The organism is Methylobacterium dankookense, assembly GCF_902141855.1.
Lineage (GTDB): Bacteria > Pseudomonadota > Alphaproteobacteria > Rhizobiales > Beijerinckiaceae > Methylobacterium > Methylobacterium dankookense.
On sequence record NZ_CABFVH010000030.1, the window covers coordinates 41061 to 59476 of the forward strand.

The window sequence follows — 18416 nt, forward strand, 5'->3', positions numbered from 1 at the left end:
TATTGGAAGCGCGGACGACCCTCTTCGCCAAGCAACGGCCGGATCATTTGCCGGCTCCGAGGCTCGTTCGAGCGATCCTCGGAGCGCGACGCGTCCTCGGAGCTCAGGCCGCGGCGGGCAGGGTTGCGCGGGCCGCGATGGCGGCGCGCACGATCGCCTCGACCTCGGCGCGGCGCTGGCCCGTGAGCGGCCGGCGCGGGGCCCGCACGGTCTCGGTCGAGCCGATGGCGAGGGCCTCGGCGAGCTTGATGTTCTGGACCAGGTAGGTCGACACGTCGAGGTCGAGCAGCGGGCGGAACCAGCGGTAGATCGCCAGCGCCTCGTCGTAGCGGCCGGCCTTCATCAGCCGGTAGATCGCCACCGTCTCATCGGGGAAGGCGCAGACGAGGCCCGCGACCCAGCCGCAGGCGCCGACCGCCAGCGCCTCGAAGGCGAGGTTGTCGACGCCGGTGAGCACGGCGTAGCGGTCGCCGAGGCGGTTGATGATCTCGGTGGTGCGGCGGATGTCGTCGGAGGATTCCTTGATCGCCACGAAGCGGCTGTCGGCGGCCAGCTCCTCCATGATCTCGGGGGTCACGTCGACCCGGTAGGCGACGCGGTTGGAGTAGATCATCACCGGCAGGTCGCCGGCCTGGGCCACCGCGCGCAGGGTCTCGACCGTCTCGGCCGGGTCGGTGTGGTAGATCGGGCTCGGCACCACCATCAGGCCGCTCGCCCCGGCCTTCGCCGCCTTCTCGGCCAGCGCGCAGGCCTCGCGGGTGCCGGCCTCGGAGACCGTCATCAGGACGGGCTTGCCCTGGGCCACCGCCTGGGCGCGCTGGAGCACCGCGATGCGCTCGTCCTGCGACAGCATCGGGCCCTCGCCCAGCGAGCCGCAGACGATGAGGCCGTCGCAGCCCGCCTCCATCTGGAGGCCGAAGCAGCGCTCCATCTCGGCGTGGTCCAGGCTGCCGTCGGCGTTGAACTTGGTCGTGACGGCGGGGATGACACCGGTCCACATGGTCGTTCGTCCTTGGGTTGCGCGTGAATCGTGAAAGGCGGAATTCGGGCGTGGTGCGTCAGGCCGCCTCGGCGGCGGGCGCCGTCTCGGGCTCGGGCCGCAAGGCCGGGCGCCGGGTGCTCCGCTCGGCCCGGCGTCGGCGCAGATGCAGGAACTCGCCGACGAAGCCGCGCCGGAAGAACGAGACGCAGACGATGAAGATCAGCCCGATCACCAGGGTGACGAGGTCCCCGATCGTGGCGAGGTAGTTCTGCAAGCCCACCACCAGGGCGGCGCCGACGAGCGGCCCGAAGATGGTCCCGACGCCGCCGAGCAGGGTCATCAGCACCACCTCGGTCGAGGTGTGGAGCGAGACGTCGTTGAGGGAGACGAGCTGGAAGACCAGCGCCTTCAGCGCGCCGGCATAGCCCGCGACGCCCGCCGAGAGCACGAAGGCGAGGAGCTTGAAGCGGTCGGCGTCGTAGCCGAGCGAGACGGCGCGCGCCTCGTTGTCCCGCACCGCCTGGAGGATCTGGCCGAAGGGCGAGTGCACCACCCGGTCGACGAACAGGAAGCCCGCGGCAAAGAGCGCCAGCGTCACGTAGTACATCGTGGTGTCGGAGGTGAGGTCGAGCCCGAACAGGCTGCCGCGGGGAATGCCCTGGAGCCCGTCCTCGCCGCCGGTCCAGCGGAACTGCACCGCCAGGAAATAGACGATCTGGGAGAGCGCCAGCGTGATCATCGCGAAGTAGATGCCCCGCCGCCGGATCGCGAGGCCGCCGATGGCGAAGCCCACGAGCGCCGCCGCCGCGATGCCCGCCACGAAGGCTACGGGCATGCCGAGCGGGTGGCTGCCGAAGCGGATCATCAGCGCGCCGGTGACGTAGCCCGCGCTGCCGAGGAAGGCGGCGTGGGCGAAGGAGACGAGGCCCGTGAAGCCGAGCAGCAGGTTGAAGGCGCAGGCGAACAGCCCGTAGCACATCACCTTCATCACGAAGATTGGGTAGATCAGTCCCGGCACGAAGGGCACGACGAGGGCCGCCGCGCAGAGCACGAGAAAGATCTTGAAGGTGGTCGACATCGAGCCCTCCGCTCAGACTTCGCGGCCGAACAGGCCGGCCGGGCGCACGAGCAGGGCGATCGCCATGATCACGAACACCACCACGGTCGAGGCCTCCGGGTAGACCACCTTGGTCAGCCCCTCGATCAGCCCGAGCGCAAGGCCGGTCATCATTGAGCCGAGGATCGAGCCGAGGCCGCCGATCACCACCACGGCGAAGACGATGTTGAGGAGGTTGCCGCCCATGAGCGGCGTCACCTGCATGATCGGCGCGGCGAGCACCCCCGCGATGCCGGCGAGCGCCACCCCGAACCCGTAGGTCAGCGTGATCATCACCGGCACGTTGATGCCGAAGGCCTGGAGCAGGCGCGGATTCTCTGTGCCGGCGCGGAGATACGCGCCGAGCTTGGTGCGCTCGAACAGGTACCAGGTCGCGAAGCAGATCAGCAGCGAGGCGGCGACGACGAAGATTCGGTATTTCGGCAGCAGCATGAAGCCGATATCGACCGGGCCCTGCAGGATCTCCGGCGGCTCGTAGCCCTGGCCCGAGACGCCGAAGGCGTAGCGGAAGGCCCCCTCCATCACGAGCGCCACCCCGAAGGTCAGGAGCAGGCCGTAGAGGTGGTCGAGGTGGTAGAGCCGGCGCAGCAGCGTGCGCTCGATGCCCATGCCGAACAGCGCGACGCAGAGCGGCGCCAGCGCCAGCGCGACCCAGAAGTTGATCTGGAAGTCCGGATAGCCGAGCCAGGGGCCGATCTGGGTCAGGCCGATCCAGGCCAGGAAGGCGGCCATCATGAACTGCGCCCCGTGGGTGAAGTTGATGATGTTCAAGAGCCCGAAGATGATCGCGAGCCCCATGCTGAGCATGGCGTAGAAGCAGCCGCCGATGAGGCCGATCGTGAGCTGGGCCATGAAGGCCTGGAGGGTGATGTCCGTCATGGGGTCACCGGCGGGTTGGGGTGGGCGGGATCTCCCTCCCCCGCAGAGGGGGGAGGATCTGAGGCTCAGCCCCTAGCTCAGCCCTTGGCGTTGAGCGGGCAGGCGTCGGAGGGCTTCGGGAACACGTCCTCGCCCTTCAGCACGGCGCGGACGTTGTAGAAGTCCCAGTCGCGCTTCGATTCCGCCGGCTTCTTCACCTGCAGGAGCAGCATGTCGTGGACGAGGGCGCCGTCGGCGCGCAGGTGCCCGTTGCGGATCACCGCGTCGTCGATGGTCATGGTGCGGAGCTTGGCCATCACCGCGCCGGCCTCGTCGGTGCCGGCCGCATGGATCGCCTTGAGGTAGTTCAGGGCCGCCGAATAGACCGCCGCCTGCGAGGCGCTCGGCATGCGCTTCATCTTGGCGAAGTACGTCTCCGCGAAGGCGCGCGAGCGGTCGTCGTAATCCCAGTAGAAGGCTTCCGTCAGGTACATGTCCTGGGCCTTGGCGAGGCCTAGGCTCTTCACGTCGGTGATGTAGGTCAGCAGCGGGGCGATCACCTGCTTGTCGCTGCGCCCGATGCCGTACTCGGCCGCCTGCTTCACGGCGTTGATCGTGTCGCTGCCGGCATTCGCCAGCGCGATCACCTGGGCGCCGCTCGCCTGCGCCTTCAGCATGAAGGAGGAGAAGTCGCCGCCCGGGAAGGGGTGGCGCGAGACGCCGAGCACCTTGCCGCCCTCGGCCTCGACCACGGCGGAGGCGTCCTTCTCCAGGGAATGGCCGAAGGTGTAGTCGGCGGTGACGAAGTACCAGCTCTTGCGCCCGGTCTTGAGCAGCGCCTTGGCGGTGCCGGCGGCCAGCGCGTAGGTGTTGACCATCCACTGCGCGTTGAGCGGTGAGCATTTCTCGTTGATCGCCGCCATGGCGACGCCGGCCGAGAGCATGGTCACGCGGTTCTTCTGCTTGGCGATCTCCATCACGGCGAGCGCCGTCGAGGAGGTCGGGAAGTCGGCGATCATGTCGACCTTGCCCTGGTCGAACCATTCGCGGGCGAGGTTGGCCGCAATGTCGGGCTTGTTCTGGTGGTCGGCCGCGACGAGCTCGATGGGGGCGCCGAGCACCTTGCCGCCCATCTCGTCGATGGCGATCTGCGCGGCGACCGCCGAGCCGCGCCCGGTGAAGTCGGAATAGATGCCCGACAGGTCGTTCAGGATGCCGATCTTGACGACGCCGTCGCTGACCGCGTCGGCGGCGAGCGCCGCGCCTGCGAACGACGCGATCGACGCGCCGAGCACGCAACCGATGAACCGTGACCGCATGACCCCGCCTCCTCCTCAGTTTCCCAATACGGATCGGCCTCAGACGCCGAGCAGGCGCCCGACCTCGGCCTCGCGCGCCGCGACCTCGCCGGCCGCGATCTCCGCCGCCACGCGCCCGTGCTCGATCACGTAGTGGCGGTCGGCGAGGTGGCGGGCGAAATGGAAGTTCTGCTCGACCAGCACGATGGTGAAGCCGCGGCTCTTGAGGAGCGCCACCGCCCGGCCGAGCGCCTCGACGATGACCGGCGCGAGCCCTTCCGTGATCTCGTCGAGGAGCAGGATGCGCGCGCCCGTGGTCAGGATGCGGCCGAGCGCCAGCATCTGCTGCTCGCCGCCCGAGAGCCTGCCGCCGCCGCTGTCGGCGCGCTCGGCGAGGTTCGGGAACATCGCCAGCACCTCGGACACCGACATCCCGTCGGGCCCGAGCCGGGGCAGAAGGGTGAGATTCTCCTGGGTCGTGAGGGAGCGGTAGATGCCGCGCTCCTCCGGACAGTAGCCGAGGCCGAGCCGGGCGATCTTGTGCGTGCTGAGCCGGATCGTCTCCTGCCCACGCACCCGCACCGAGCCGGCGCGCCGGTCGGTCAGCCCGAGGATCGCCTTCAGCGTGGTGCTGCGGCCGGCGCCGTTGCGCCCGAGCAGCGTCACGCACTCGCCCTCGCGGACGCTGAGATCGACCCCGTGCAGGACGTGGCTCTCGCCGTACCACGCTTCGAGCCCGCGGATCTCCAAGACGGTCGCAGTGCCGGTCGCGGCCTCAGGCATGCCCGCCTCCGAGATAGGCCGACTTCACCGCCGGGTCGGCGGAGACCTCGGCATAGCTGCCCTGGGCCAGGATCTCGCCGCGCTGGAGCACGGTGATCGTGTCGCAGAGGTCGGCCACCACCGACATGTTGTGCTCGACCATCAGGATGGTCCGGCCCACCGCGATCCGGCGGATCAGGCGCTTGATGCGGTCGACATCGTCGATGGCCATGCCCTGGGTCGGCTCGTCGAGGAGCAGCAGCGGCGGGTCGAGAGCGAGCGTGGTGGCGATCTCCAGCGTCCGCTTGCGCCCATAGGACAGGTCGGCCGCGTTCGCCTCGGCGTAGTCGGCGAGGCCGACATCGGCGAGGAGCGCCAGCGCCTCGTCGTCGAGGATTGCGAGCGAGCGCACCGAGCGCCAGAACCGGTACTGCGTGCCGAGGCGCCGCTGCAGCGCGACCCGGACGTTGTCGCGCACGCTCATGTGCGGGAAGGTCGCCGAGATCTGGAACGAGCGCACGATGCCGCGCCGGGCGATCGCCGCCGAACTCTCGGCCGTGATGTCGGCGCCCTCGTAGAGGATGCGCCCGCGCGTCGGCGCGTGGACCTTCGTCAGCAGGTTGAAGAAGGTGGTCTTGCCGGCCCCGTTCGGCCCGATCAGCGCGTGGATCGTGTGGCGGCGGACCTTGAGGTCGACGTCCCGCACGGCCGTGAAGCCGCCGAACGCCTTGGTCAGCCCCTCCGTCTCCAACGCGCAATCCGACATGGCCGCCTCGCCGAATCCCTATTTTGTAGATTGTATAAAATCTCCAGGCAGTCAAGCGCCCGATGCCCGCCGCTCCCGGAGGCCGCGCGGCTCAGGCGGCGTGGGCGCGCCGGTAGATGGCCACCAGCGAGGTGCCGGCGTGCTCGATATGCGCCCGCAGGAGGTCGGCGGCCTCGGCGATCCGGCCAGCCTCGCAGAGCGCCACGATCTGCGTGTGCTCCTGGTCGGCGCGGGCCACGTCGCCGGAGGCGGAGAGCTGCAGGCGGGTCGGCCGGTCGCAATCCTGCAGGAGGCCGGAGATGATGCTGAGCGAGCGCGGCCGGTCGGCATGGCGCAGCAGATCGAGATGGAAGCGCCGGTTCAGCTCGCCCCAGCGCTCGACCTGGCCGGCCTCGAGGGCGGCGCCGTATTCCAGCGTCAGGCTGCGCAGGGCCCGCACGTCCTCCTCGGAGAAGCGGGGCGCCGAGAGCATCAGGAGCGGCGGCTCCAGCTGCACGCGGAGCTGGAAGATGTCCTCGACCTCCTCCACCGTGAGGCCGGAGACGACGGCGCCGCGATGCGGCACGATCTTCACGAGGCCGGCGGCTTCGAGCTGGAGCAGGGCCTCCCGGATCGGGATCCGGCTGATGCCGAACTCCTCCGCGAGCGCGTCCTGGCGCAGGGCGACGCCGGGCGCGAACTCCCCGTTGAGGATGCGCTGCCGCAACGCGTCGGCGACGGCGGCGGACACGGTCTTGTGGCGCAACCGATCGGGCGCCGGTTTGGTGGGAGCCGCTGGGGGCATCGGTGCCTCGGATCGTTTCGTATATTTTATCCGAGGCAGCGCGGCGGATGCAATGGCCCTGCCGCACGAGTCAGGCCGTGCAGGTCGTACGGTCGCTGGGTTGATCGGAGCAGACGGCCACGGATCCCCCCTCCCCGCTTGCGGGGAGAGGGGGGCGCCCACAGCCGGGACGATCAGCCGATCCCGTGGGTCGGGGCCGCCGCGTTGCCGCGGATCAGCTCCAGCCCGGCATGGATGCCGCCGACGGTCTCCAGGTCGAGGCGCTCGGCGTCGCGGCGGCGGACCTCGGCCATGACCTCGGCCGCGGATTCCGGGTCGTCGCCGATGGTCAGGAGCGCCTGCTCGCCGAGCGCGAGCGCGGATTCGAGGGTCTCGCGGATCTGATAGGCGACGCCTGCCTGGATCAGCTCCACCGCGTGCTCGCGGTCGCGGGCGCGGGCGAGGACCGGAACCAGCGGGAACTCCGCCTTCGCGATCTCGGCGACGTGCCTGGCCGTCCCGGGATCGTCGACGCAGATCAGGATGGCGCGGGCCGTCGCGGCGCCGGCCGCGCGCAGGATGTCGAGGCGCGTGCCGTCGCCGTAATAGACCTTGAAGCCGAACCCCTCGGCCAGGCGGATCCGCTCGGCATCGGTGTCGATGATCGAGACCGAGCATCCGCGCGAGATCAGCGGCTGGCTGACGATCTGCCCGAAGCGGCCGAAGCCGACGATCAGCGCGCTGCCGACGAGGTTCTCCGGAACCTCGACGCCGTCCGTGGACATCGAGGCCTTGGGGCCGAAGCGGTCGAAGGCGATGACCGTGAGCGGCGTGATCGCCATCGACAGGATGACCGTCGCGGTCAGGATCGCGTTGGTCGTGCCGTCGATGATGCCCACGCCCGTGGCCGCCGCGTAGAGCACGAAGGCGAACTCGCCGCCCTGCGCCATCAGGGCCGCGCGCTCCAGCGACTCGGAATGCGAGGCCCGCAAGGCCCGGGCGACCCCGTAGATGAGCAGGCTCTTGACCACCATGTAGGCGGCCACGCTCGCGAGGATGAGCCCCCCGTTCGCGGCGATCACCGACAAGTCGAGGGACATCCCGACCCCGAGGAAGAACAGGCCGAGCAGGATGCCGCGGAACGGCTCGACATCGGCCTCGAGCTGGTGGCGGAAGCTCGATTCGGAGAGCAGGACGCCGGCCAGGAACGCGCCCATGGCCATGGAGAGGCCGCCGAGCTGCATGGCGAGCGCCGAGCCGAGCACGACGAGTAGGGCCGCCGCCGTCATGACCTCCCGCGCCTTGGAGGCGGCGAAGAACCGGAACAGCGGGTTGAGCAGCCAGCGGCCCGCCGCCACCAGCGCCCCGACCGAGGCGAGCGCGAGCGCGATGGCGTAGGCGCGCTCCGTCCCGCTCGTCTCGGCGCCGCCGGGGGCCAGGAGCGCGACCGCCGCGAGCAGCGGCACGATCGCGAGGTCCTCCAAGAGCAGGATGGCGACGATCCGCTGGCCCTTCGGGGTCGAGAGCGAGCCGCGCTCCTCCAGGAGCTGCATGACGATGGCGGTCGAGGTCAGCACGAAGCCGGTGCCGGCCACGAAGGCCACGCTGACCGAGAATCCGAGGGCGACGCCCACCAGGGTGAGGGCGGCGATGCAGGCGCCGACCTGCGCGAGGCCGAGGCCGAAGATCTCGCGCCGCATGCCCCAGAGCCGCGACGGCTCCATCTCCAGCCCGATGATGAAGAGGAACATCACGACGCCGAGCTCGGCCACGTGGAGGATCGCCTGGGCGTCCGTGAACAGGCCCAGGCCGAACGGCCCGATGGCGAGCCCCGCCAGGAGGTAGCCGAGGACCGAGCCGAGCCCGAGCCGCTTGAAGAGCGGAACGGCGATGACGCCCGCCGCCAGCAGGGAGACGACCTGGACGAGCTCGCTCGCGGTTCCGGACGCTTCGACAGCCATGGGTGGTCCAACCTCGTGAATGGGGGGCCGCCGAGCGGGCGCGGGACGTCGGGGCGACCGCGATCACGCCGCCGTGAACGAGGACCGCGCCCGCGTCAACTTACGGGTAGCGGACGGGCGCAGGCTCCTCGGGGAGCGGGATGAACTCGGCGTCGTTCGGCACGGTGTCGAACCGGCCCTGGCGCCAATCCTCCTTCGCCTGCGCGATGCGGTCCGGCCGCGAGGAGACGAAGTTCCACCAGAGGTGGCGCGGGCCGTCCATCGGCTCGCCGCCGAGCACCATGAAGCGGGCGGCCTGCGTCGCGCGCACGCTGATGCGGTCGCCGGGATTGAACACCAGGAGCTGGCCGGGGCCGAAGCCGTCGCCGGCGATCTCGATCGCACCCGAGACCGTGTAGATCGCGCGCTCGTCGTAGGTCGGGTCGAGGGGCAGCATCGCGCCGGCCTCGAGCACCACGTCGGCATAGACCATCGGGCTCGAGGTGCGCACGGGCGAGCGCGCCCCGAAGGCCTCGCCCGCGATCAGGCGCACGGTCTTGCCCTCGCCCGAGAGGACGGGCAGCGCGGCGGCGTCGTAATGCTCGAAGGCCGGAGCGTTCTCCTCGTCCCGGGCCGAGAGGGCGACCCAGCTCTGGATGCCGAACAGCCGGGAGCCGGTCTGCCGGAGGTCGGCCCCGGTGCGCTCGGAATGGGTGATGCCGCGCCCGGCCGTCATCCAGTTCAGCTCGCCCGGCCGGATCGGCAGTTCGGTGCCGAGGCTGTCCCGGTGCATGATCTCGCCGTCGAACAGGTAGGTGACGGTGGACAGCCCGATATGCGGGTGCGGGCGCACGTCCATCCCGGCGCCGAGCAGGAACTCGGACGGGCCCATCTGGTCGAAGAAGATGAAGGGGCCGACCATCCGGCACTCGGTCGAGGGCAGCGCCCGCCGCACGGAGAAGGAGCCGAGGTCGCGCGAGCGCGGCACCACCAGGGTCCGGATCGCGTCGCAGCTGAAATGGTCGCCCGGGACCGGATCGTCCGCACTGTGCCAGCTCATCGCGCCTGCTCCTTCTCGCTCCGGGACCGGGCGCGCCGTCGGGACGCGCCCGCCGCCCGGATCCCGCAATGCCCCGGATGGGGCATCGACCGGAAGCACCTTGACGCAAGCGGGCCGGCGAGAAAATGGAAACGAAGGAAACGCATCGTTTCCATATCCGCGCCCGACCGGCGGCGCGGGGTCAGGCGATGGTCGGCACGATGCCGCCCTCGACTCGGAGCGCCGCGCCGTTGGTCGCCGCAGCGAGCGGGCTTGCCAGATAGGCGACCAGCGCGGCGATCTCGTCCGGCTCGATCATGCGCTGGATCAGCGAGAGCGGCCGGTGCAGGCGGAAGAACTCCTCCTCCATCGCCTCGGGCGACAGGTCCGGACTGCTGGCCACGCTCTTCAGGAAGTCGCCGATCCCCTCCGAGCGGGTCGGGCCCGGCAGCACCGTGTTCACCGTCACCGCGCTGCCCTTGGTGAGCTGCGCCAGCCCCCGCGCGATCGTCAGCTGGGCCGATTTGGTGACCGCGTAGTGGATCATGTCCGGCGGCGGCACGAGGCCGGATTCGCTCGACACGAACACGATGCGGCCCCAGCCGCGCGCGCGCATCCGCGAGAAGTAGGCCTGGGCGAGCCGGGCGCCGGCCACCACGTTGACCTCGAACAGGCGGTGCCAGTCCGCGTCCGAGATGGCGGTGAAGTCCTTCGCCTCGTAGATCCCGAGATTGTTGACGAGGATGTCGACCTCGGCCGCCTCGCGCGCCAGCACGGCAGCCCCTTCGGGCGTGGCGGCATCCGCCAGGATCGCCCGGACGCGACCGCTCGTGCCGATCTCCGCCGCCGCGGCGTCGAGCTTCGCCGGCTGGCGTCCGGTGACGATCACCTCCGCGCCCTCGGCCGCCAGGCGCTTGGCGATGGCGAGGCCGATCCCGGCCGTCGAGCCGGTGACCAGTGCGGTCCGTCCTGTGAGCTGCAGATCCATGATGGCTCCCTCGAGTGTCGGCTGCGTCGGTCCCGGTGAGATGGACGCGACGGCGATTGATGAGTAGCGCTCACCGCGGCACGATCATCGTGCATCGAGCGCACGAATGGGGCGGCCATGGACAACCGGCTCGGCGAGATGGAGGCGTTCCTCCAGGTCGTGCGCCGCGGCAGCTTCGCGGCGGCGGCGCGGGCGCTGCGCCAGACCCCCTCCGCGGTGAGCCGGGCAGTCGCGCGCCTGGAGGCGCGCCTCGGCGTCGCCCTGCTGCGGCGGACCACCCGCTCCCTGATCCTGACGCCGGAGGGCGAGACCTACCGCGAGCAGGCCGCCGCGCTGATGGAGGATCTCGACGCGATCGAGCGCACCTTCACCGAGAGCGCGGCCGAGCCGAGCGGCCGGCTGCGGGTCAACGCGTCGGTCCCGTTCGGAACCCATGTCATCCTGCCGATCCTGCCGCGCTTCCTCGCTGCGCATCCGCGCATGAGCCTCGACCTCACCCTCACGGACGAGGTGATCGACCTCGCCGCGAGCCAGGCCGACGTGGCGATCCGCATCGGCCCCTTGCGCGACACGCGCCTGCGGGCGCGCAGCCTCGGGCGCAGCCGGATGGCCGTGGTCGCGGCGCCGGGCTACCTCGCCGAGCACGGGATTCCGGAGCATCCGGACGATCTCGCGCGGCATAACTGTTTCAATTTCAGCTTCCGCCGCTCGCTCGACACCTGGCCGTTCCGCGTCGGCTCCGGAATCGGCCAGCGCCCGATCCAGGGCAACTTCTTCGGCAATTCCGGCGAGGTCGTGCGCCTCATGGCGCTGGGCGGCGCCGGCATCGCACGCCTCGCCCTGTTCCACGTCGCGTCCGATCTCGCGGCCGGACGCCTCGTGCCGGTGCTGGAAGCCTTCAACCCCGGCGATGCCGAGGACGTCCACGCCCTCTATGTCGGCCACGCCCGGCTGTCGGGGCGCACGCGGGCCTTCGTCGATTTCCTGGCCGCCCACGCGACGGTGAGCGCCTGACCGGCGTCGAGGTCCGGCGCCTCTCTCCTGCCGTGCGCGTCCCTATTCCCGTCCGGACGATCGGGCGGCGCAAGGTCCTGCGGGCGGCGGCATAGAACTTTCTCCCCGCAGCCCGGCCGAGAGACGGACGATCTCCGATCGAATATTCTTCAAATATGACATTTTGTCGATCCAATTGTAGACCGGAGGCAGATTTTTCGCCGGCCACGGGGCGCGCACCGCTCCCTCACCCTGGCGGTGGCTGGTACGACCGAGGATCCCATGACGTTCACGCGACGCCGTCCGTTCTCGCGCCGGCAGGCTGCCGCCCTGCTCGGCGGCCTCGCCCTGGCCGGCGCGGCCCTCGTGCCGGCCCGGGCGGCGGAGGGCCAGCTGCGCATCGCCAAGCAATTCGGCGTCGTCTACCTCCTGCTGAACGTCGCCGAGGATCAGAAGCTGATCGAGAAGCACGGCAAGGCCGCGGGGCTCGACATCAAGGTCGAATACCTGCAGCTCTCGGGCGGCTCAGCCGTCAACGACGCGCTGCTCTCCGGCAATATCGAGGTCGCCAGCGCCGGCGTCGGCCCGCTCTTCACGCTGTGGGACCGCACGAGGGGCCGGCAGAACGTCCGCGGCGTCGCCTCGCTCGGCAACTTTCCCTACTACCTCGTCAGCAACCGCCCCGAGGTGAAGACCATCGCCGACTTCACCGACAAGGACCGCATCGCGCTGCCCGCTGTCGGTGTCTCGGTGCAGGCGCGCATCCTGCAATGGGCCTCGGCCAAGCTGTGGGGCGACAAGGAATTCGCCAGGCTCGACCGGATCAGCGTCGCCGTCCCGCACCCGGAGGCCACCGCGGCCATCGTGAAGGGCGGCACCGAGATCACCGGCCATTTCGCGAACCCGCCCTTCCAAGAGCAGGAACTCGCCGAGAACCCCAAAGCCCGCATCGTCCTGAAATCCTACGACGTGCAGGGCGGTCCCGCCTCCTCGACCGTGCTCTACGCCGCCGAGCGGTTCCACAAGGAGAGCCCGAAGACCTACGCGGCCTTCGTCGACGCCCTCGACGAGGCGGCGACGTTCATCACCGCCAACCCGGAGAAGGCGGCCGACATCTACATCAAGGCGAACAACAGCAAGATCGACCGCGACCTGCTCCTGAAGGTGATCAAGAACCCCGAGGTCACCTTCAAGATCGAGCCGCAGAACACCCTCGGGCTCGGCCAGTTCATGCACCGCGTCGGCGCGATCAAGAACGAGCCCAAGGCGCTGGAGGACTATTTCTTCGGCAATCCTCGCGTCGCCGCGGGCAGCTGAGCGGATCACGCGCATGACCCTCGTCGCCGCGCGCGAGAGCCATTTCGAGCCGCGTCCCCGGCCCGCGCCGTCCGGCCGCGGGCTGAGCGAGGCCACCGCCCCGCCGCGGGCCCCGGCACCGACGTCGGTGCCGCTCCTTCAGGTCTCCGGCGTCAGCCTGGAATACCGCACGCCGGAGCGCGTGGTCCGGGCCACGCACCGGATCGATCTCGACGTCTACGCGGCCGACCGCTTCGTGCTGCTCGGCCCTTCGGGCTGCGGCAAGTCCACCCTGCTCAAGGCGATCGCCGGATTCCACCAACCGGTCGAGGGCGAGATCCGGGTCGGCGGGGAGGTGGTTCGGGGCCCGGGGCCGGACCGCATCGTCGTCTTCCAGGAATTCGACCAGCTCCCGCCCTGGAAGACGGTGGCGCAGAACGTCGCCTTCCCGCTCCGGGCCGCCGGTCTCCTCGGCCGCCGCGAGGCGGAGGCGCGGGCGCGCCACTACATCGACAAGGTCGGGCTGACGCGCTTCGCCGACAGCTACCCGCACCAGCTCTCGGGCGGCATGAAGCAGCGCGTGGCCATCGCCCGCGCCCTCGCCACGCAGCCCAAGGTGCTGCTGATGGACGAGCCCTTCGCGGCGCTGGACGCGCTGACCCGGCGCAAGATGCAGGAGGAGCTGCTCGCCCTCTGGGACGAGGTCCGCTTCACCCTGCTCTTCGTCACCCATTCCATCGAGGAGGCCCTCGTGGTCGGCAACCGGGTGGCGCTGCTCTCGCCCCATCCCGGCCGGGTCCGCAGCGAGGTCAACGCCCACGACTTCACCTTGAGCGACATCGGCAGCCGCGACTTCCAGGCCGCCGTCCAGCGCCTGCACGGACGCCTGTTCGAGGCCGGCCCGGAACCCGACGCCTCCCCGGTCCCGTGATGAACCAGCACGTCCTCCCCCCGATCCGCCCGGAATACGACCGGGTGCTCGCGCCCTTCGTCGAGGCGCCGGTCGAGCGCGCGCTGCCGCTCTCGACCCGGCTCTGGCAGCAGGAATGGCTGCGCAAGGGCCTGATTCTCGCGACGCTCGCCGTCGCCTGGGAGGCGCTCGCGCGCTTTCAGGACAACGACCTGCTGCTGCCGGGCTTCCTCGCGACCCTGTCGGCGCTCGGCGAGGGGCTGGCGAGCGGCGAGCTCCTGGAGCGCGTCCGGATCTCGCTCGGCGTCCTGGCCCAGGGCTACCTCGCCGGCGTCGTGCTCGCCTTCGGCCTGACGACACTCGCCGTCTCGACGCAGGGTGGCCGCGACCTGCTCTCGACGCTGACGGCCATGTTCAACCCGCTGCCGGCCATCGCCCTGCTGCCGCTGGCGCTGCTCTGGTTCGGCCTCGGATCCGGCAGCCTCGTCTTCGTGCTGGTCCACTCGGTGCTGTGGCCGCTCGCGCTCAACACCTATGCGGGCTTCCAGGGCGTGCCCGAGACGCTCCGCATGGCCGGCCGCAATTACGGGCTCAGGGGCCTGCCGTACGTCTGGCAGATCCTGATCCCGGCGGCGCTGCCGGCCATCCTGTCCGGCCTCAAGATCGGCTGGGCCTTCGCCTGGCGCACCCTGATCGCGGCGGAGCTCGTCTTCGGCGCGGCCTCCGGCAAGGGCGGGCTCGGCTGGTACATCTTCCAGAACCGCAACGAGCTCTACACCGACCGCGTCTTCGCCGGCCTGCTCCTCGTCATCGCCATCGGCCTCGTCGTCGAGAACCTCGTCTTCGCGAGCCTGGAGCGCCTGACGGTGCGGCGCTGGGGCATGGTCCGCTGACGTCGGCGGACGGCACGAGCCCGCACAGGCGCGCGGTCCCCCTCATCCCTCACGATCGATCCATGACACAGAGCACCCTGCGCCTCGGCGCCTTCTTCTACGCCACCGGCCACCACATCGCGGGCTGGCGCCATCCTTCGAGCGAGGCCGATGGCGGCATCAACCTCGAGCGCTATGTCGGCTGGGCGCGGAAGGCCGAGGCCGCGAAGTTCGACCTCGTCTTCCTCGAGGACGGCACCGGCATCCGCGATTCCAACCTGCGCTCCAGCGAGCGCACGGCCCGCTCGACCCATTTCGAGCCGGTGACGCTGCTCTCCGCGCTCGCGGCCGTCACCAGCCGGATCGGGCTCGTGGCGACGACCTCGACCAGCTTCAACGAGCCCTACAACGTGGCGCGCCGCTTCGCGTCCCTCGATCATCTCAGCGGCGGCCGGGCCGGGTGGAACCTCGTCACCTCGACCACCGACGCCGAGGCCGCCAATTTCGGCAACGACCGCATCGCGCGGCATGCCGACCGCTACGAGCGCGCCGAAGAGTTCGTCGACGTCGTCCTCGGCCTCTGGAACGGCTGGGACGACGACGCGGTGGTGATCGACCGGGAGAGCGGCCAGTTCTCGAAGCCGGACGGCTTTCGGCCGCTGAACCATAGGGGCAAGCATTTCGAGGTGCGGGGCCCGCTCAACATCTCGCGCACGCCGCAAGGGCAGCCGGTCCTCGTGCAGGCCGGCTCGTCGGGGCCGGGCAAGGATCTGGCCGCGCGCACCGCCGAGATCGTCTTCACCGCCCACCAGACGCTGGCCGAGGCGGTGGCGTTCTACGGCGACCTGAAGGAGCGCCTGCCCCGCTACGGCCGCGCGCCTAGCGACCTCAAGGTCATGCCCGGCCTCTTCCCCGTGGTCGGGCGCAGCGAGGCGGAGGCGCGGGCCAAGTTCGAGGCATTACAAGACCTGATCGACCCCGTGGTCGGCCTCGCGCTCCTGGAGCGCATGGTCGGCGGCTTCGACCTGTCGGGCTACGACGTGGACGGGCCGGTGCCGGCGCTGCCGGAGGCCAACGGCGCCAAGTCGCGCCAGCAACTGATGTTCGACCTCGCCCGCCGCGAGGGCCTGAGCCTGCGCCAGCTCTACCTGCGCATCGCGGGCGCGCGCGGCCATTCCCAGATCGTCGGCACGCCGGCCCAGATCGCCGACGAGATGGAGGAGCGCTTCCGGGCCGGCGGCGCGGACGGGTTCAACATCATGCCGGCGACGCTGCCCGGCGGGCTCGACGACTTCATCGAGCTGGTCCTGCCGGAGCTGCGCCGCCGCGGCCTGTTCCGGCAGGATTACGAGGGCCGGACGCTGCGCGGGCATCTCGGCTCGCGCGCGGCTTCGCCCCCCGCCGCCTGAGCCCCGGCGCGGGCCGCGCTCAGACGCGGGCGGCCGCGTCCAGCGCCCGGGACAGGTCGGCCAGGAGATCGTCCTCCGCCTCCAGGCCGACCGAGAGCCGCAGCAGCCCGTCCGTGATGCCGGCGATCGCCCGCGCCTCGGGGTCCATCGCCGCATGGGTCATGGTCGGCGGATGCGCGATCAGGCTCTCCACGCCGCCGAGCGACTCGGCCAGGGTGAAGACCTGCAACGTCGCCACGACGGCGCGCACGGCGTCGAGCCCGCCGGCCAGCTCGAAGCTCAGCATGGCGCCGAAGCCGCTCTGCTGCGCCTTGGCGAGCGCGTGGCCCGGATGGGAGGCAAGACCCGGATAGTGCACGCGGGCGACGGCCGGATGCGCGTCGAGGAAGGCGGCGAGCGCTCCGGCGGTGCGCTGCTGGGCCTCCACCCGTACGAACAGCGTGCGGACGCCGCGGAGCGTCAGATAGGCGTCGAGGGGCGAGCCGGTGACGCCGATCGTGTTCGCCCAGGCCGCGAGCTCCTCGCCGACCGACGCGTCGGCGGCGATGACGGCCCCGCCGATGACGTCGGAATGGCCGTTGAGGAACTTGGTCGTGGAATGCACGACCAGGTCGGCGCCGAGGGCGATCGGCTGCTGCAGGGCGGGCGACAGGAAGGTGTTGTCGACCACCGCGAGCGCACCGGCGGCCTTGGCGAGGCCGGTCACGCGGCGGATGTCCACCACGCGCATGAGCGGGTTGCTCGGCGTCTCGACGAGCACGACCTTGGGCCGGCGCGCCAACGCCGCCGCGAGGGCCGCCTCGTCCGTCTGGTCGACGAAGGCCACCGCGTAATATCCCCGGGCGGCCCGCATGCTGAGCAGGCGGTGCGTTCCGCCGTAACAATCGTGCGGCGCGACGAGGAGGTCGCCGGGCCGCAGGCTCGAGAGCGCGAGGTCGAGGGCGGCCATGCCGCTCGACACCATGACGGCGCGGGCGCCGCCTTCGAGCTTGGCGATCGTATCGGCGAGCTGGTCGCGGGTCGGGTTGCCGAGGCGCGAGTAATCGTAGGGGCCGGGCTTCTCGAAGGCGGGGAACTTGTAGGTCGTCGACAGGTGGATCGGCGCGATGACCGCTCCGAACGCCGTGTCCTGCGCCACACCGTTGGTCGCCGCGATCGTGCGCGCCGCTCTCCCATCCGCCATCGGGTCGCCCTCTCTCCGCGTGTCTCGGTCCGGCGAAACCTGGCCGGGCCCTGCGACCGCGTTCTTTAAAAGGGACGATGCGATCTTGCAACCGAACAGATCGCCGTTCGCGCGGGCTGGCCGGCCTCCCCTGCCCTGCGGACCAGCGCCGCCGCGCCGACCGGGATCGGGACCATATCGGGGTGTGGATCTACGGGTCGGACGGGGTCACTGGGCGGCCTGGACGATGGCGGCGAGCCGCTCCGGGCGGGTGATGCGGATGAAGGACTTGTCGACCGCGACGATGCCGTCCGCCTGGAAGCGCTTCAGCATCATCGTCACCCATTGTCGCGTCGAGCCGATGAGGGCGGCGAGCTCGTCATGCGTGATCCGGCGCTCGATGACGCGGGCGCCGGCCACCTCGCGGCCGTAGAGGTCGCCGAGGTTCAGGAGGAGCTGCGCCAGCCGCTCGATCACCGAGCGCGTCCCCAGCATCTGCGCCATCGCGGTGTAGCAGCGGCCCTTCGCCTCCAGCGCCTCGATCAGGCAGAGGGCGAAATCGGGCATCTGGCGGATCAGGCTGCGCAGGGTCGGGGCCGAGAGCGCCGTGACGCGGCAGGCCTCGATCGCCTCGCCCGACCATTGGTGGCTGCCGCCCCCGGTCAGGCTCGGGCCGCCGATGAAATGCCCCGGCGTCCAGTAGGCCAGGGTGATCTGCCGGCCCGAGGGCCCAGTGTAGAACACCCGCACCCGGCCCTCGTCGATGAGGAAGATGCCCGCATGCGGCTCGCCCTGCCGGAACACGCTCTGCCCCGGCGCCAGCGTGAGCGTGCGGCCGGCCGCGCGCAGGCGGGCGACGTCGGCCGGCCCCAGGCCGTCGAGGAAGCCGGCGCCCTCGTCCAGGCCCTCGGTGCTCTCGCTCAGGAACAGGGCGCTGACGATCAGCGGCGCGGGGGCGCGCGGCGGAACGGTCAGGGCGACGAGCGACGGCGACATGGAATGGCGATCCCGGATGGGTGGAGGGCGGCCCCGCAACTATGCGCGCGCGGCCGATTCGAACCATTCCAAACATTTTCCCGGGTGGAGAATTTCATCTCTTTCACACGCTCGTAAAGAGATTTTATTTTTTACATTGCGTCATGCCCGCGATTTGCAACGAGATCTACGGGGCATCGCAATTAATTGCTGTTTTGCTGGCCCTGGTGAGGGCGAACATTCGGCCTGTTCCTGCGGCATGACGGACGGCCAGGGCCGTCCTCTC

Annotated in this window: 17 protein-coding genes; 5 read left to right on the plus strand and 12 right to left on the minus strand. The window is 70.5% G+C overall.

Features of this window, described 5'->3' with window-relative positions; all coding sequences use genetic code 11:
* Window positions 1-103: 103 nt before the first annotated feature.
* The 10 genes from MTDSW087_RS19845 to MTDSW087_RS19890 form a co-directional block, all read right to left on the minus strand.
* Window positions 104-1000 carry a dihydrodipicolinate synthase family protein gene (locus tag MTDSW087_RS19845; RefSeq protein WP_144766635.1) on the minus strand — a complete coding sequence of 299 codons (897 nt, stop codon included), beginning with the start codon at window positions 998-1000 and terminating at the stop codon, window positions 104-106.
* A gap of 58 nt (window positions 1001-1058) precedes the next feature.
* Complete coding sequence (locus MTDSW087_RS19850; RefSeq protein WP_144766636.1) at window positions 1059-2060, minus strand: branched-chain amino acid ABC transporter permease; 1002 nt, start codon at window positions 2058-2060, stop codon at window positions 1059-1061.
* A 12-nt stretch (window positions 2061-2072) separates the two neighbouring features.
* On the minus strand, window positions 2073-2978 hold the full coding sequence (locus tag MTDSW087_RS19855; RefSeq protein ID WP_144766637.1) for a branched-chain amino acid ABC transporter permease: 906 nt from the start codon (window positions 2976-2978) through the stop codon (window positions 2073-2075).
* A gap of 77 nt (window positions 2979-3055) precedes the next feature.
* Complete coding sequence (locus tag MTDSW087_RS19860) at window positions 3056-4276, minus strand: ABC transporter substrate-binding protein (RefSeq protein WP_144766638.1); 1221 nt, start codon at window positions 4274-4276, stop codon at window positions 3056-3058.
* A gap of 39 nt (window positions 4277-4315) precedes the next feature.
* A complete protein-coding gene (locus MTDSW087_RS19865; RefSeq protein WP_144766639.1) occupies window positions 4316-5038 on the minus strand; it encodes an ABC transporter ATP-binding protein in 723 nt (240 codons plus the stop codon).
* Window positions 5031-5783: an ABC transporter ATP-binding protein gene (locus MTDSW087_RS19870; protein WP_144766640.1), complete on the minus strand. Its 753-nt coding sequence runs from the start codon at window positions 5781-5783 to the stop codon at window positions 5031-5033. Before MTDSW087_RS19870 ends, MTDSW087_RS19865 begins: the two co-directional genes overlap by 8 nt.
* 91 nt (window positions 5784-5874) lie before the next feature.
* Window positions 5875-6567, minus strand: coding sequence for a GntR family transcriptional regulator (locus MTDSW087_RS19875; RefSeq protein ID WP_144766641.1), 693 nt, complete (start codon window positions 6565-6567; stop codon window positions 5875-5877).
* A 173-nt stretch (window positions 6568-6740) separates the two neighbouring features.
* The gene (locus MTDSW087_RS19880; RefSeq protein WP_144766642.1) at window positions 6741-8507 is read right to left on the minus strand and encodes a monovalent cation:proton antiporter-2 (CPA2) family protein; all 1767 of its coding nucleotides are present in this window, start codon (window positions 8505-8507) and stop codon (window positions 6741-6743) included.
* 100 nt (window positions 8508-8607) lie between these two features.
* The gene (locus MTDSW087_RS19885; RefSeq protein ID WP_144766643.1) at window positions 8608-9546 is read right to left on the minus strand and encodes a pirin family protein; all 939 of its coding nucleotides are present in this window, start codon (window positions 9544-9546) and stop codon (window positions 8608-8610) included.
* A gap of 181 nt (window positions 9547-9727) precedes the next feature.
* Entirely contained in the window at window positions 9728-10513 is a 786-nt protein-coding gene (locus MTDSW087_RS19890) for an SDR family NAD(P)-dependent oxidoreductase (protein ID WP_144766644.1), read from the minus strand.
* Window positions 10514-10630: 117 nt separating this feature from the next.
* Here MTDSW087_RS19890 and MTDSW087_RS19895 point away from each other — a divergent pair, with 117 nt between their 5' ends.
* The 5 genes from MTDSW087_RS19895 (at window position 10631) to MTDSW087_RS19915 (ending at window position 15993) form a co-directional block, all read left to right on the plus strand.
* Complete coding sequence (locus MTDSW087_RS19895; protein WP_144766645.1) at window positions 10631-11527, plus strand: LysR family transcriptional regulator; 897 nt, start codon at window positions 10631-10633, stop codon at window positions 11525-11527.
* A gap of 261 nt (window positions 11528-11788) precedes the next feature.
* The gene (locus MTDSW087_RS19900; protein WP_144766646.1) at window positions 11789-12823 is read left to right on the plus strand and encodes an ABC transporter substrate-binding protein; all 1035 of its coding nucleotides are present in this window, start codon (window positions 11789-11791) and stop codon (window positions 12821-12823) included.
* Window positions 12824-12836: 13 nt separating this feature from the next.
* Window positions 12837-13733, plus strand: coding sequence for an ABC transporter ATP-binding protein (locus tag MTDSW087_RS19905; protein WP_144766647.1), 897 nt, complete (start codon window positions 12837-12839; stop codon window positions 13731-13733).
* Window positions 13733-14605, plus strand: a complete 873-nt coding sequence (locus tag MTDSW087_RS19910; RefSeq protein ID WP_144766648.1) for an ABC transporter permease — start codon at window positions 13733-13735, stop codon at window positions 14603-14605. Before MTDSW087_RS19905 ends, MTDSW087_RS19910 begins: the two co-directional genes overlap by 1 nt.
* Window positions 14606-14667: 62 nt before the next feature.
* Window positions 14668-15993, plus strand: coding sequence for an LLM class flavin-dependent oxidoreductase (locus MTDSW087_RS19915; protein ID WP_144766649.1), 1326 nt, complete (start codon window positions 14668-14670; stop codon window positions 15991-15993).
* Window positions 15994-16012: 19 nt separating this feature from the next.
* Here MTDSW087_RS19915 and metB read toward each other — a convergent pair whose 3' ends face one another.
* Window positions 16013-17176, minus strand: coding sequence for a cystathionine gamma-synthase (gene metB, locus MTDSW087_RS19920; RefSeq protein WP_144766650.1), 1164 nt, complete (start codon window positions 17174-17176; stop codon window positions 16013-16015).
* 207 nt (window positions 17177-17383) lie between these two features.
* Window positions 17384-18151, minus strand: a complete 768-nt coding sequence (locus MTDSW087_RS19925) for a Crp/Fnr family transcriptional regulator (protein WP_144766651.1) — start codon at window positions 18149-18151, stop codon at window positions 17384-17386.
* Between the last annotated feature and the right edge of the window lie 265 nt (window positions 18152-18416).